At 67.9% G+C, this 13114-nt stretch carries 13 protein-coding genes and 3 pseudogenes; 14 read left to right on the top strand and 2 right to left on the bottom strand.

Translation table 11 applies throughout. From position 1 onward, the window contains the following. Window positions 1-10: 10 nt before the first annotated feature. The 8 genes from DMP23_RS46980 (at window position 11) to DMP23_RS46945 (ending at window position 5779) form a co-directional block, all read left to right on the top strand. Complete coding sequence (locus DMP23_RS46980; protein WP_337825164.1) at window positions 11-409, top strand: carboxymuconolactone decarboxylase family protein; 399 nt, start codon at window positions 11-13, stop codon at window positions 407-409. Next, window positions 406-930, top strand: a complete 525-nt coding sequence (locus DMP23_RS46975; protein ID WP_337825163.1) for an SDR family NAD(P)-dependent oxidoreductase — start codon at window positions 406-408, stop codon at window positions 928-930. Before DMP23_RS46980 ends, DMP23_RS46975 begins: the two co-directional genes overlap by 4 nt. Continuing rightward, window positions 915-1163 (top strand): SDR family NAD(P)-dependent oxidoreductase, encoded by a 249-nt coding sequence (locus DMP23_RS46970; RefSeq protein WP_443111385.1) that lies wholly within the window; start codon window positions 915-917, stop codon window positions 1161-1163. The genes DMP23_RS46975 and DMP23_RS46970 overlap by 16 nt, the downstream gene beginning before the upstream one ends. Window positions 1164-1188: 25 nt before the next feature. After that, complete coding sequence (locus tag DMP23_RS46965) at window positions 1189-1974, top strand: SDR family NAD(P)-dependent oxidoreductase (protein ID WP_337825161.1); 786 nt, start codon at window positions 1189-1191, stop codon at window positions 1972-1974. After that, a complete protein-coding gene (locus DMP23_RS46960; RefSeq protein WP_337825160.1) occupies window positions 1974-3479 on the top strand; it encodes an acyl-CoA synthetase in 1506 nt (501 codons plus the stop codon). Before DMP23_RS46965 ends, DMP23_RS46960 begins: the two co-directional genes overlap by 1 nt. After that, entirely contained in the window at window positions 3476-4219 is a 744-nt protein-coding gene (locus DMP23_RS46955) for an SDR family NAD(P)-dependent oxidoreductase (protein ID WP_337825159.1), read from the top strand. The genes DMP23_RS46960 and DMP23_RS46955 overlap by 4 nt, the downstream gene beginning before the upstream one ends. A 14-nt stretch (window positions 4220-4233) precedes the next feature. Next, entirely contained in the window at window positions 4234-5448 is a 1215-nt protein-coding gene (locus tag DMP23_RS46950) for a 2-oxo acid dehydrogenase subunit E2 (RefSeq protein ID WP_337825158.1), read from the top strand. 145 nt (window positions 5449-5593) lie between these two features. Then, window positions 5594-5779 (top strand): hypothetical protein, encoded by a 186-nt coding sequence (locus DMP23_RS46945; RefSeq protein WP_337825157.1) that lies wholly within the window; start codon window positions 5594-5596, stop codon window positions 5777-5779. Window positions 5780-6156: 377 nt separating this feature from the next. Here DMP23_RS46945 and DMP23_RS46940 read toward each other — a convergent pair. Then, window positions 6157-7131: pseudogene (locus DMP23_RS46940) on the bottom strand (VirB4 family type IV secretion system protein); the annotation flags it as partial. Between the two features lie 406 nt (window positions 7132-7537). On the opposite strand from DMP23_RS46940, the pseudogene DMP23_RS46935 reads away from it, so the two are divergent. The 6 genes and pseudogenes from DMP23_RS46935 to DMP23_RS46910 form a co-directional block, all read left to right on the top strand. After that, a pseudogene (locus DMP23_RS46935) lies at window positions 7538-8350 on the top strand (DNA-methyltransferase); the annotation flags it as partial. A gap of 28 nt (window positions 8351-8378) precedes the next feature. After that, the gene (locus DMP23_RS46930; RefSeq protein ID WP_337825156.1) at window positions 8379-8822 is read left to right on the top strand and encodes a site-specific DNA-methyltransferase; all 444 of its coding nucleotides are present in this window, start codon (window positions 8379-8381) and stop codon (window positions 8820-8822) included. A gap of 44 nt (window positions 8823-8866) precedes the next feature. Next, the gene (locus DMP23_RS46925) at window positions 8867-9751 is read left to right on the top strand and encodes a DNA-methyltransferase (RefSeq protein WP_337825155.1); all 885 of its coding nucleotides are present in this window, start codon (window positions 8867-8869) and stop codon (window positions 9749-9751) included. After that, window positions 9748-10662, top strand: coding sequence for a DNA-methyltransferase (locus DMP23_RS46920; protein ID WP_337825154.1), 915 nt, complete (start codon window positions 9748-9750; stop codon window positions 10660-10662). Before DMP23_RS46925 ends, DMP23_RS46920 begins: the two co-directional genes overlap by 4 nt. Then, window positions 10662-10883, top strand: a complete 222-nt coding sequence (locus DMP23_RS46915; RefSeq protein ID WP_337825198.1) for a helix-turn-helix domain-containing protein — start codon at window positions 10662-10664, stop codon at window positions 10881-10883. The genes DMP23_RS46920 and DMP23_RS46915 overlap by 1 nt, the downstream gene beginning before the upstream one ends. 134 nt (window positions 10884-11017) lie before the next feature. Next, window positions 11018-11983, top strand: coding sequence for a hypothetical protein (locus DMP23_RS46910; RefSeq protein WP_337825153.1), 966 nt, complete (start codon window positions 11018-11020; stop codon window positions 11981-11983). Between the two features lie 332 nt (window positions 11984-12315). Here the strand turns inward: DMP23_RS46910 and DMP23_RS46905 are convergent. Further along, window positions 12316-13102 (bottom strand): annotated as a pseudogene (locus DMP23_RS46905) (short-chain fatty acyl-CoA regulator family protein). Between the last annotated feature and the right edge of the window lie 12 nt (window positions 13103-13114).

The raw sequence follows: 13114 nt of genomic DNA, 5'->3' as shown, positions 1-13114 counted from the left end.
GGAGGAACCGTTGTCCGACAACGGAACAGACGTCGCCCGCCAGAACGCTTTGCGCGACGCGTTCATCAAAGAACGCGGCTACTGGAACCCCTTTTGGGAAGGGCTGCTGAGCCTCGATCCCGAGTTCTTCAACGCCTACCTCGAGTTCTCAGCCGTGCCATGGCGCAAGGGCGTGCTCGAACCGAAGATCAAGGAACTGATCTACACCGCCATCGACGCCTCGACCACGCACCTCTACGAGCCGGGGCTGCGCCAGCACATCCGCAACGCGCTCGGCTACGGCGCCACCAAAGAGGAGATCATGGAGGTGCTGGAGCTGACGAGCGTGCTCGGCATCCACACCTGCACCCTCGGCGTGCCCGTGCTGATGGAGGAGCTGGCTGCCCACGAACAGCAGAAGTCGACGTGACCTCCGGCGTACTCGACCGACGCGGCCCGGCCTCCCTGGCCGGGCAGCGCGCGGTTGTCACCGGGGCCGCGCGCGGGATCGGCAGCCGGATCGCGGTCGAACTCGCACTCGCCGGTGCCCATGTGACAGTGCTCGACGTGCGAGACCCGGCCGAGACGGTGGCCGAGATCGTCGAACAGGGCGGCAGCGCAGCCGGTCGGCGGGCCGACATCACCGACCGCGCCGGCATTGCCGCCGCGATCGCCGAGGCGGCCGGGCCGCAGCAGCGGCTCGACGCACTGGTGACTTGCGCCGCGGTCTACGGCGACACTGTCGCGATCGACGAGCTCCCCGAGTCCGAAGTGGACTTCGTGCTCGGTGTGAACGTCAAGGGAACGCTGTGGTGCATCAACGGCGCGCTGCCGTTCCTGCGCGGACACAACTCGCGCGTAGTGTGCATCGGCTCGGTCGCGGGCAAAGTCGGGGCGTGCTGGCCGGCCCGCATTACGTGGCCAGCAAAGGGGCAGTGCACGCGGTCGTGAAGTGGCTCGCCAAGACCGAAGCCTGCAACGGCATCCTCGCCAATGCCGTCGCCCCGGGCGTCGTCGACACCGAGATGGTCCGCGACAAGGGGTATTCCGAGAACTACAACCCACTGGGTCGGCTGGCCAGGCCCGGGGAGATCGCTCGCGTCGCGGCGTTCCTCGCCTCCCCGGCAGCCAGCTACATGACCGGCACGGTCGTGGACGTCAACGGTGGCTATGCGATGGGCTGAGGCCCGGGAGAACAGGAGAACTGCAGTGGATACAGCGGGATGCGCGGTCGTCACCGGCGCGGGTTCCGGGATCGGCCGCGCCTGCGCCAAGCGGCTCGCGGAATCCGGACTTGCCCTCGCCCTGTTCGACGCGGACGGCGAAGCCGCCGACAAGACAGCGGCCGAATTGCCCACCGCCGCCGCATTCAGCGTCGACGTCACCGACGAACCCTCGGTCGCCGACGCTGTGCTCGAGGCCGCCCGGCGCTTCGGCGCGCCGAAGATTCTCGTCAACGCGGCCGGCATCATCGTGCGCAAGACGCTGCTGGAGTCGAGCGTCGAGGAATGGCGCCGAGTTCTGGACGTCAACCTGACTGGCTACTTCATCATGCTCCGACAGGTCATTCCGCTGATGGCAGCAGATGGCGGCGGAAGCGTCGTCCAGATCGCCTCGATCGCCGGGCACACCGGCTACGGCTTCTCCTCTTACACCGCCGCGAAGGGTGGGGTGCTCGCGCTGACCCGTCAGTTGGCCGCGGAACTGGCGAAGGACGGCATCCGGATCAACTCCGTGAGCCCGGGCGTGGTCCACAGCGGACTCAACCGCGACACGCTCTCCAACAACGCCATCCATGCGGCCACCGTGGCCAACACGCCGCTCGGGCGCATCGGAGAGCCAGACGACATCGCACGCGCGGTCGCCTTCCTCGCGAGCCCCGACGCCGCCTATATCACCGGCACCGACCTGGTCGCCGATGGCGGAATGATCAGCACGATCCACTGGGGTCCGGCCGGCGGCGAGCTGCACAGCTTCCACACCCAGGAGCACTGATGTCGAACTTCGCGACAATCCTTGACCACAACACCGGTCGCAACCCGGGCCGGATTGTGCTGAGACAGGGCGACCGCGCGCTCACCAACCGCGAGCTGCTCGACCGCGTCGACGCGGTCGCCGCCGGGCTCGCCGAACTCGGTGTCGGCCGAGGCGACGTCGTCGCCATCCTGCTCTACAACCACCTCGAGTTCCTCGAGACTGCTTTCGCGGTCAACCGGGTCGGTGCCGCTTTTCTGCCGCTGAACTACCGCCTCTCCCCGGAGGAATGGCGCTACATCCTCGACCACTCCGGCGCCGTGGCGCTGTTGACCGAGTCGGAGTTCCGGCCCGCGGTCGAGCGGCTCTCCCTGCCGGCCCTCAAACACCGGCTGCTGCTGGACGGCACCGCCCACGGCTGGACCGGCTACACCGATCTGCTCGCTGCCAACGAAGGAAAATCGGTCGTCCCCGCGCCGGTCGCCCCGGACGAGCTTCAGCGGCTGATGTACACCTCCGGCACGACTTCCCGCCCCAAGGGCGTGCGGATCACGCACGGCAACCTGGCGTGGAAAAACCTGGCGCACATCGTCGAGTTCGGCATCACCGCCGCCGACACGACGCTCGTGTGCGGGCCGCTCTATCACGTCGGCGGATTCGACCTGCCCGGCATCGGGACGCTGCACGCCGGGGGTTCGCTCATCGTGCTCCGCAAGTTCGACGCGGAGGAGGTCGTGGCGACCATCGAACGCGAGCGCCCGACGAACATCTGGCTCGCACCCGCGATGATGAACGCGATCTTGCAGCTCCCGAACCTCGCCGGGCGGGATACGTCCTCGATCCGGTTCATCATCGGCGGCGGCGAGAAGATGCCCGTCCCGCTGGTCGAACGGATCCTCGCCGCGTTCCCCAACGCGTGGTTCGCCGACGCGTACGGACTCACCGAGACCGTCTCCGGAGACACGTTCAACGACTACGAGCACATGCTGGCCAAGGTCGGCTCCGTCGGCCGCCCCGTCGTCCACCTCGAAGTCCGCATCGTCGACGACGCCGGCATGCCCGTTCCACCGAACGAGCTGGGCGAGATCACCCTCCGCGGCCCCAAAGTCAGCACCGGATACTGGCACGACGACGAGGCCACTGCCAAAGCCTTCCGCGACGGCTGGTTCCACACCGGCGACCTCGGCCGCATCGACGAAGACGGCTACCTCTACATCGAAGACCGCAAGAAGGACATGATCGTCTCCGGCGGAGAGAACATCGCGACTCCGGAGGTAGAACGCGTCCTCTACGAGCACCCGGACGTGGTCGAGGCAGCCGTCGTCGGCATGGGCCACCCGCGGTGGGGAGAAGTCCCGCAAGCGTTCGTGGTTCTGCGCCCCGGAGCCCCGGCCGACCGCGATGCCCTGATCGAGTTCTGCCGGGCCCGGCTCGCCAAGTTCAAAGTCCCCGCCGACCTGGTGTTCCTCGACGTCCTGCCCCGAACACCATCCGGCAAAGTACTGAAACGGAATCTGCGTTCATGACCGTGTTCGACCTCACCGGGAAAGTCGCCTGGGTCACCGGCGCGGGCAAGGGCCTCGGCCGAGCCATCGCCGAAGCCCTCGCCGGGGCAGGCGCGACCCTCGCCGTCACCTCCCGCACCCGCGAAGACCTCGACAAGCTCGCCGCCGACGTCGGTTCCGCCATGGTCCTGCCCGGCTCGGTGTCCGAGCCCGGCTTCGCCGACAGTTGTGTGGAGGCGATCGTCGAACGCTTCGGCCGGCTCGACGTCGCCGTCACAGCCGCGGGCATCAGCCCGTCGTTCCGTCGCAGCGAGGACAGCGCCGACCGCGACTGGGCCCAGGTGCTCGACGTGAACCTCTCCAGCACCTACTACTGCGCGCGGGCAGCCGGGCGGCGAATGATCGAGCAAGGCACCGGTTCGATCATCACGGTCTCGTCGGTGCACGCGCGAACCGGGTTCGACCGGATCGCCGCCTACGCCGCCAGCAAGGGCGGCGTCGAAGCGCTCAGCCGCGTCCTCGCCGTCGAATGGGCTCCTCGCGGCGTCCGGGTGAACGTCCTCGCCCCGGGCTATTTCCACACCGACCTGTCCGAAGGGCTGGTGACGAGCAAGTGGGGAGAGCGGATCCTGGCCCACATCCCGCAGAACCGGGTCGCGAGCCCGCCGGAGCTGGGCGGCGCCGCGGTCTACTTGGCCTCGGATTCAGCCGCCTACACCACCGGAAGCACCCTCACCGTCGACGGCGGCTGGACTGCCTGAGGAGTCAGCGAAAGATGGCCTACTCCGTCATATTGCCGGAACTCGGGGAGAGCGTCACCGAAAGCACCGTGACCCGGTGGCTCAAGCAGGTGGGCGACGTCGTCGAGGTCGACGAGCCGTTGCTCGAGATCTCGACCGACAAGGTCGACACCGAGGTCCCCTCGCCCGCCGCGGGCACCCTGCAGCGCATCGTGGTCCAAGAGGACGAGACCGTCGAGGTCGGCGCCCAGCTCGCTGTGCTCGACGACGGGACTGACTCGGCCCGCGACGCCGAGGCTACCGAGCCCGAGCCGGCCTCGGTAGCTCAGAAAGTCCCGGAGCCGTCCGCGCCGCCTCCTGCCGCGTCATCCTCTGTGCCACCGGCAGCCGACTCGGAGGACGACCAGAAGCCGCGCATAGCCACGCCGTTGATTCGCAGGCTCGCCGCCGAGCACGACATCGACCTGTCGAAGCTGACGGGCAGCGGCGCGGGCGGCCGAATCCGCAAGCAGGACGTGCTCGCCGCCATCGACGGCCAGTACCAGGGGAAAGCCGTCGCCGCGCCGTCGGCTCCCGCCGCTCGGCCAGCGGCATCGGCTCCCGCTGCGCAGACGCCGAGCACGCCAGCTCCTGCGGGCCGGACGCCCGTCCGGGCAACGCCCGGAACCGTGCAGAAAGCGGGCCGGATCCGCCAGGTCATCGCCAAGCGCACCCGCGAATCTTTGCAGGCCTCGGCTCAGCTGACCCAGGTGTTCGAGGTCGACGTCGCGTATCTGAACGAAGAGACCAGCGAGATCACCTATTTCGGTCAGGAGCATCTGTCCGTCGCGGTGGATACGGAGGACGGCCTGATGTCTCCGGTCATCCACAACGCGGGCGAGCTGAACCTCGCCGGTCTGGCCCGGGCGACCGCGGACTTGGCCGTTCGGGCGCGTACCGGGAAGCTCAAGCCGGGCGAGCTGTCCGGCGGCACCTTTTCGGTGACGAACCTCGGCAGCAACGGCGCGCTGTTCGACACTCCGATCATCAACCAGCCGCAGTCCGGGATCCTGGGTGTCGGCGCGGTCGTGAGACGCCCTGTCGTGGTGATCGGTGAGGACGGCCAGGAAGCCGTCGCGATCCGCTCGATGGTCTACCTCGCACTGATCTACGACCATCGCCTCGTCGACGGCGCCGACGCGGGCCGGTTCCTGACCACCATCAAAGCCCGACTCGAAGAAGGTCGTTTCGAGAGCGAAGTCGGGCTGTAGTCGTCTTGCATCGAGCGGAAAGGATGGTTCCACCCGGATCCAGCCTGAGCGCCTCAGCGTGACTGTTGTAGAAGCGCTCCCTCGACCTGTTCAACGACGATGGCGTCGGCGGTCGTGGCAGCGCCGAACGAGGTACGTAGCGGAAGTGCAGAAGCCCGATATTTGTCTGCTGTGCGGAAACGTCGGAATCTCCAGGGCGACGACCCTGGTGGGTGTCGTCCGAGAGATCCTCACTCAGCAGCATGTTGCCGTGGTGCAGTGCGGCGATCGCGGTGGCTGCGGCACCGAGGTGGCGCTGGAGATCGGTGCATGCGCGTTTCTGAGCAGCTAGTTTGAGCCGAAGTTTCCGGATCTTGTCCTCGCGGTGGGGCTGCCTCGGGGTCTGCGGTGCTGCGCTGAGAAACGGTCGCGCGGCTCCGGTGAGAAAGCGGTGCGTGGCCGTTCGCAGCGCTCGGGCGGTCTGCGGTGGCGCCATCTTCGGTGAGAGTGCGGTCAGACGCGGTGGTCATTGGTTCTTCCCGTGGTCACGGTCGAGGGTGGTGTCGCCTGGTCGATCTCTCTGCGGATCAGGACTTTGCGCGCAGGAGGAAGGCTCGGGTGCGCAAGAACTTGAGGTGGATGCGCCGGCGGGAGTCGTGGATGGCGAGGTGCTCGACGCCGATCGTGCTGGCGCGACATCGGTGGTGGTGCCGTGAGGGCGTTGGAACGTTAGGCCCCGTCGAGTTCGATCTGCGATGCCTCGCTGTCCTCGAGCGAGTCTTCGCTAACTTCGACGTGGGTGTCGTCGGTTGCCTGTGCTGCGTCGGAGAATTCTGCGGTCTCGGCAGGATCGGACGTGACCAGCTGGTGCTCGACCGGTGATGCGATGGACTGGAACGCGACTCGCTGCATGCCGGTGCTGAGCAGGCCCTGACCGCGGTCGGCCGAGAGCAGGTATTGCCGCTCGCCCATGGACAGGTCGAAGGCGCGCGTGATCTCGTCAATCGCTTGCGGGGCTTGCCGGAGCAAGATCTGCGTCGCCGCGTTGGCGACGATAGCTTTGCCGACATCCGAGCCGAGCAGATCTGCGGTGTCCTGTGTCGAGATGCCCAGCCCGGCCCAGTGCTTCCGGGAGGCTTTGGCCATGCGGAACAGAAACTCGGCACCAGCAGGGATTTTCATCAAGAGCAAGGCCTCGTCGACCTCGACCAGCCGAGGTTTGCGGATGGCCGGGTTGGACACCTGCCGCCAGATCGTGTCGAGTGTCAGCAGGGTGCCGACGGGTTTGAGTTCGTCCGACAGGTCCCGGAGGGAGTGCACTACCAGGTGTCCTTCAGGCCGCGTCGTCGTGGGGCCGGAGAACAGGCCGGAGAACGCGCCGGTGACGTACGAGCGCAGCTGCGCGGCGAGTTCAGTGCCAGCTTGCTCGTCGTCCGCGGCGAGGACGTCGGTGAGATCGGCCAGCAGCGGTGCCGGACGGGTCCAGGTCCGGGGAACGGAGGTGATATCTCCGCGCTGGTACGTCGTGGTGATCGCCCGGTCGAGCACCGCGCGTTCGACTCCAGTCAGTTCCGTGCCGAGCAGGACCGCGACGACAGTGTGCAGGAAAAGGGATCGACGGATCAGCGCGTCCCGGGGTGCGGTGCGGCGTCCGTCAGGCCGGGTGTGGATGGGCAGATCCATCGGGTTGACGCGGACCTGTTCCCTTGCATTACTGCGAGTCCCTGTTGCGCCCCGGCGGACGCGTCGTCGTCTTCGCCCGGCCGCGCCGCCACCCGAACGGTGCGCTGGCCGACCTGACTACTCCGATCGTTGCCGCGGCGACCGCGGCGAGGCTTGAACCCATCGAGCGTTGCATCGCGCTCACCGCCGAACTCCGCGGCAACAGACTGCTCACGCATGCGCCGCTCGGCCAACGCCGCGCTGCTGCCCGAGCGGACGTTGCCGGAGCACCAGCTGCCCTTCACGCGCACATCGAGGCGCTTGTGTTCGGAATCGCCGACGAGAGCGCAAGCGCAGCTCCGCCGGTGGCCGTTGCTGCGCGCCCGCGGGAACACCGGGTTCTTCGGTCCGTCATTGGCGTCGGCGATTCCGGCCGACTGCAAGCAGCATGACCGCGTGCATGCGGCGCTCTCTCGCCCGCCGTTCCCCGACCCCGGAACCGACGACTTCGCCGAGCATGAGACAGGACGACGCCATGACCCGCTGCTCCGACAGCACCGTGCACTACCACGACGAGACGGTCACGCTCTACACCGGCGACGCCGCGGTCACGCTTGCCGATCTGGCGGACAACTCGGTGGACTGTGTGGTCACCAGCCCGCCGTATTGGGGGCTGCGCGACTACGGCACCGGAACCTGGGTCGGCGGCGATTCCGGCTGCGCGCACGTGGTCGGTACTGGACGCGGCGGCAACGTTCGCCATTCCAAACACCCGCACCTTGCCTACCCGGAGTCTGCGGCGCACCGAGGTGGCACGCCGCAGCGCTGCCGTCGCTGCGGTGCGCAGCGCGAGGACCGCCAGCACGGTCTGGAGCCCACTCCGGAGGCGTACGTGGACCGGCTCCAAGCGGTCTTTGCGCAACTGCACCGTGTCCTCGTTGACACCGGGACCGTGTGGCTGAACCTGGGCGATTCCTACTCCTCCGAACTGCCTGGCCGCGCGGCGTCGGCATCGCCGCGGACGACGGCGCGTCACGCTGTTCCGCTGCCGCGGAAGAACTTGGTCGGGATGCCGTGGCGGGTCGCGTTCGCGTTGCAGACCGACGGATGGATTCTGCGGAACGCGATTGTGTGGCACAAGCCCAATGCCATGCCCGAATCCGTGCGCGACCGGCTCTCGAACCGGTACGAGATGGTGTTCCTGCTGACCAAACGGCAGAAGTACTTTTTCGACCTCGACCCGATCCGCGAACCCCTGGCTCGTCCGGAGGCGGTCAGGGAGGGGCCTCGTGATCGGCGGCGCGAACAAGGGCCGCCAGGGTGGGGTCGGTGCGACCGCGCGTCGCCGCGGGCACAGCGTCTACGGCAAATACCGGGATACGGCCCCCTTCGCCGCGAAGACGCCGGGGGACGCGATGCGGCCCACCGGGACCAAGCACGATGCCGCGCATCTACGGGGCAAGAACCCCGGGGACGTCTGGTCCATCACCACCCGGCCGCTGCGGGAAGCACACTTTGCCGCGTTCCCGGTTGACCTCCCGCTGCGCTGCATCGCCGCGGGCTGCCCGGACGGCGGCGTCGTGCTCGACCCGTTCAGCGGTGCCGCCACGACCGGTCTGGCAGCCCGCCAACTCGGCCGTCCCTATGTCGGCATCGACCTCAATCCGCAGTTCCACGACATCGGTCTCCGCCGCCTGGGCCTCAGCCAGCACGACACGGGGAGGGCAGCGTGAGTACCGCTGCTGCGGGAATTCGAGGATCGGATGGTGTCACGCTGATGACCGCCGACGCGGAGGCCGGGATCCGCAGCTTGCCGGAGAACTCCGTGGACTGTCTGGTCACCAGCCCGCCCTACTGGCGGCTGCGCGACTACGCCCCCGACGTCTGGACCGGCGGCCAGTCAGACTGCCGCCACCGCCCGGCCGGCCGCAGCGACGAAGGCCCGGGCCGATGGCGGTGCCGGGATTGCGGTGCCCGCCGCGAGCACCCGCAGACCGGACTGGAACCGACCGCCGACGACTACATCGCAACCTTGCGTGCGGTCTTCGCCGAGGCTCGGCGTGTGCTCACTCCGCGGGCGACGGTGTGGGTCAACCTGGGCGACAGCTACTCCACCAACTCCGACGGCTACTGGTGCACCGTTCCCGGCCAAACTGGACAACCGCACTACCGGCCACGAGCGGACGTGCCGCACAAGAACCTGCTCGGCATGCCCTGGCGCTTGGCCTTCGTGCTTCAAGACGACGGATGGATCCTGCGATCGGCGATCGTCTGGTGCAAACCCCACTCCACACCCACACGGATCCGTGACCGCCTCGCCACCCGCCACGAGATGATCTTCCTGCTCGTCGCGCAGCCGGATCACCATTTCGACTGCGACTCGATCCGACAGTTGGGCGGTGACCCGGGCGTCGTGTGGAGCATCCTTCCCAACCGCGCCCGCATCGGGCATCCTGCCGTTTCGCCGCTGGAGATCCCGTTCCGTTGCGTGGCCGCTGGATGTCCGCCGGGTGGGCACGTGCTCGACCCGTTCAGCGGCAGCGGTACCACTGGCGTCGCGGCCCGTGCGCTCGGTCGGCGCTTCACCGGCATCGACACCAATCCCGCCTATCACGCCTTCGCCTTCCAGCGCATTGCGCGGGCCGAGGGAGGAACGAGATGACCAACGACGCCGTGTCGATGGTTCGTCATGTTGACGGCCTTGTCCGAGGTGCACCTGCTGATAGCTGCGAGTTTGCTTGCCTCACAAGGGACAAGCGTGTATTCGGTTCAGTTCGGTTGCTGGTGGGGGACGCGGCGGAGGTCGTAGCGGGGATGTCGCCGGGGTCGGTGGATTGTGTGGTGACGTCGCCGCCGTATTGGGGCTTGCGGGATTACCGTGTCGCGGGCCAGTACGGCGCGGAGTCCAGTGTGGATTCTTACGTTGCGAATCTGGTCGGGGTTTTTCATGAGGTGTCGCGGGTTCTGCGGCCGGGCGGGACGGTGTGGCTGAATCTGGGGGATTGCTTCGGTGGTTCGTGGGGAAATTACGTCGCGCGGGGTTCGGCGGCGCGGACGGCGTCGGTGCGCGCGGCGGGTCGTTACGGGGTGCATCGGCCGCCGCAGTCGGCGTTTCGGCGCAAGGATCTGGTGGGCGTGCCGTGGCGGGTGGCGTTGTCGTTGCAGGAACACGGTTGGCTGCTGCGGAACGCGGTGGTGTGGGAGAAGCCGAACGCGCGGCCGGAGAGCGTGCGGGACCGTCTCTCCCAGCGTTACGAGACGGTGTTGCTGTTGGCCCGGTCGCCGGGACACTGGTTTGCTCCGCCGTCAGGGCGGGGGACCGATCATTCGGATGTGTGGAGGGTGTCGTCTGGGCGTTCGGGCACCGGGCATCCTGCTGCAGGAACGCTGGAGATCGCTCGGCGCTGTATTCGTCTCGGCTGTCCTCGTGGGGGAGTGGTGTTGGATCCGTTCTGCGGGAGCGGAACGACCGGAGTCGCCGCGCTGGAGCACAAGTGCTCGTTCGTCGGCGTCGACGTGGACCCCGCTTGTCGGGACTTGGCGCATCGTCGGTTGGCTGAGGCGGTGTCGTGATGGAAGCGATGGACGTCATGACCGTTGCCGAGGTCGCTGCGTTGCCGGCGGTGGTGGATCTGATGACGGCGGCGCGGGCGTTGCGGATCGGGCGGACGACGGCGTACGCGCTGGCGCGTGAGGGCGCTTTCCCGTGCCCGGTTGTGCGCGTGGGCGGCGGGTATCGCGTCCCGACTGCGGGGCTGTTGCGGGTGCTCGGGCTGGAAACGCAGACGGGGTAGCGGGGTTCGGCCTGGTTCGCCGGATCGGGTGATCGTGCTGCAACTCGGGCTTCTCCGAGCGGTGGTCGCGGCGCGAGCATGTCTTCCCCAGCGGTCGGATCCGCTGGTTCCACAAGGCGAGGGGATGGTGTGCGGTGACCGAGGGGTCGGTGTATCGGACGTGCAATTGTCGGGACGAGAACAGAAAACTGCTCGGGAGCGCGTGTCCGAAGCTGACGAATTACAAGCACGGCCAGTGGGGTTTCCGGGTCGAGCTTCCGCCGGACGCGGCGGGGCAGCGGCGTCCACGACGGCGCCGCGGGTTCGACTCGGCCACTGCAGCGCAGGATGAGTTGGAGCATGTGCGCGGGTTGCTGGCAATCGCGGACGAGGACGACGAGGAGTTGCGGCGCGACATCGGCGACGTGATCGCCCTGGCGTTCGCCCAGCGGGAGAAGTTCCCGGACATCGACGAGATGCGACGCCTGGTGCGCGCGGGCGCGGACGTGACCGACGACCCGCTGATGGCCGACGAGTTCGCGGGATTCCTCGCGGCGAAGAAACGGAAGGTCTCACGCAACACCTATCGCTCCTACGAGTCCCATGTGCGGTTGTATCTGGGGCCGCGTCTGGGGCGGGTGCGGCGGCGGAAGCTGCGGGTGCGGCATCTGGACGCGATGTACGACGCCATCGAGGAGCACAACGAGCTGATCGCGGTCTACCGCGAGAGCGGTGACCCGCGGAAGATCGCTGCGGTGAAGTGGCAGCGTCCGGTCGGGCCGTCCTCGATCCACCGGATCAACGGGACGTTGAAGACGTGCCTGAACGGTCCGGTCAAGCAGGGCCTGTTTGTGGTCAATGTGGCGTCTCTGGTCGAGCTTCCTGCGAGGGCGCGGTGGACGCCGTTGGTGTGGACGCCGGAGCGGGTGTTGCAGTGGCAGCGGACGGGGGAAGATCCCGTGCCCGGTGATGGTCTGGACGCTCGAGCAGACTGGTCGTTTTCTCGACGTCGCGGTCAATCATCCGCTGTACCCGTTGTTTCATTTGATCGCGCACATCGGGTTGCGCCGCGGCGAGGCGTGCGGGTTGCGGCGGTCCGAGATCGATCTCGCAGTCGGTGAGGTGCGGGTGTCGAACCAGATCGTGCAGTGGGGTTGGGAGACGGGGGAGACGTCGCCGAAGACGGACGAGTCGGTGAACGCGGTCGCGATCGACCAGGACAACGCCATGGTGCTCGCGCAGCATCTGGCGGCGCAGGACGCGGACCGGGCGCTGGGGGTGCAGTGGAACGAACATGACCTGGCCTTCACGCAATGGGGCGGCATCCCGCTGCATCCCTCTGCGGCCTACCTCATGCGAAGCCTTCGCGATCGGCGGATCCGGGGCAGGTCCCCTCAAGGTGCCGCTCACCGGAGCGCGCTGACATCGTGGAAGCCGGTGACCCGGCGGGTGCTCAACCGAGCGGCGGGTAGGGGAGCAGGCTGCTCGTGTGCTCGTCCACCCGCAGTGTCTTGCCGATCGCGGGGAACGCTCGTTGCGGGCAGGCTGGGCGCTCGCACACTTTGCAGCCCATGCCGATCGGGGTGACCGCGGCGTCGGCACCGAGAGCGAGGCCGTTGGAGTAGATCAGCCGCCGGGCGTGGCGCAGTTCGCAGCCCAGGCCGATCGCGAAGGTCTTGCCCGGGTCGCCGTGCAGACCCGCGGCCAGGCCCGCGCGCACCTCGCCGGGCACGAGCCGCAGCTGGGCGGCGAGGTTTTCGGCCGGTACGTCCAGCTCGGCAACGTGGTTGCGGTGCCGGTAGAACCAATCGCGGATCTCCTCGTGCGACTGCTGGGCCGCAGTGCGGTCCAGGCCCTGCTCGGACACCAGTGCCACGATGGTCTCGATCGACTCCCGGTACCTGCGGTGCAGGGAGACCAGAGTGCGGGCGACCTCGGGCAGCTGGGTGGTCAGTTCGTCGACCTGACCGGCGGAGAAGGTGCCCTCGAGGGTGTCGTCGGCGAATACTTCCCGCACGTCCGCGACCAGCCGGGCGGTGTCCTGCGCGGCGAAGAACTCGGCGTCGATCCCGAACTGCTCGGTGAGCCGGAGCAACACCGGCAGTGAGCGGGCGGCCGTTGTGCTCGAGCTGGTTGACGTAGCTCGGCGAGATCTCCAGCAGCCGGGCCAGCTCGGACTGGGACATCGACCGGTCCTCGCGCAGCTGCCGCAATCGAGCCCCGGCGTACGTCTTCTCCACACCAGACACATT

Source organism: Amycolatopsis sp. A1MSW2902, assembly GCF_017312175.1.
Classification (GTDB): Bacteria; Actinomycetota; Actinomycetes; order Mycobacteriales; family Pseudonocardiaceae; genus Amycolatopsis; species Amycolatopsis nivea.
This window is presented reverse-complemented; position numbering and strand designations above follow the sequence as displayed.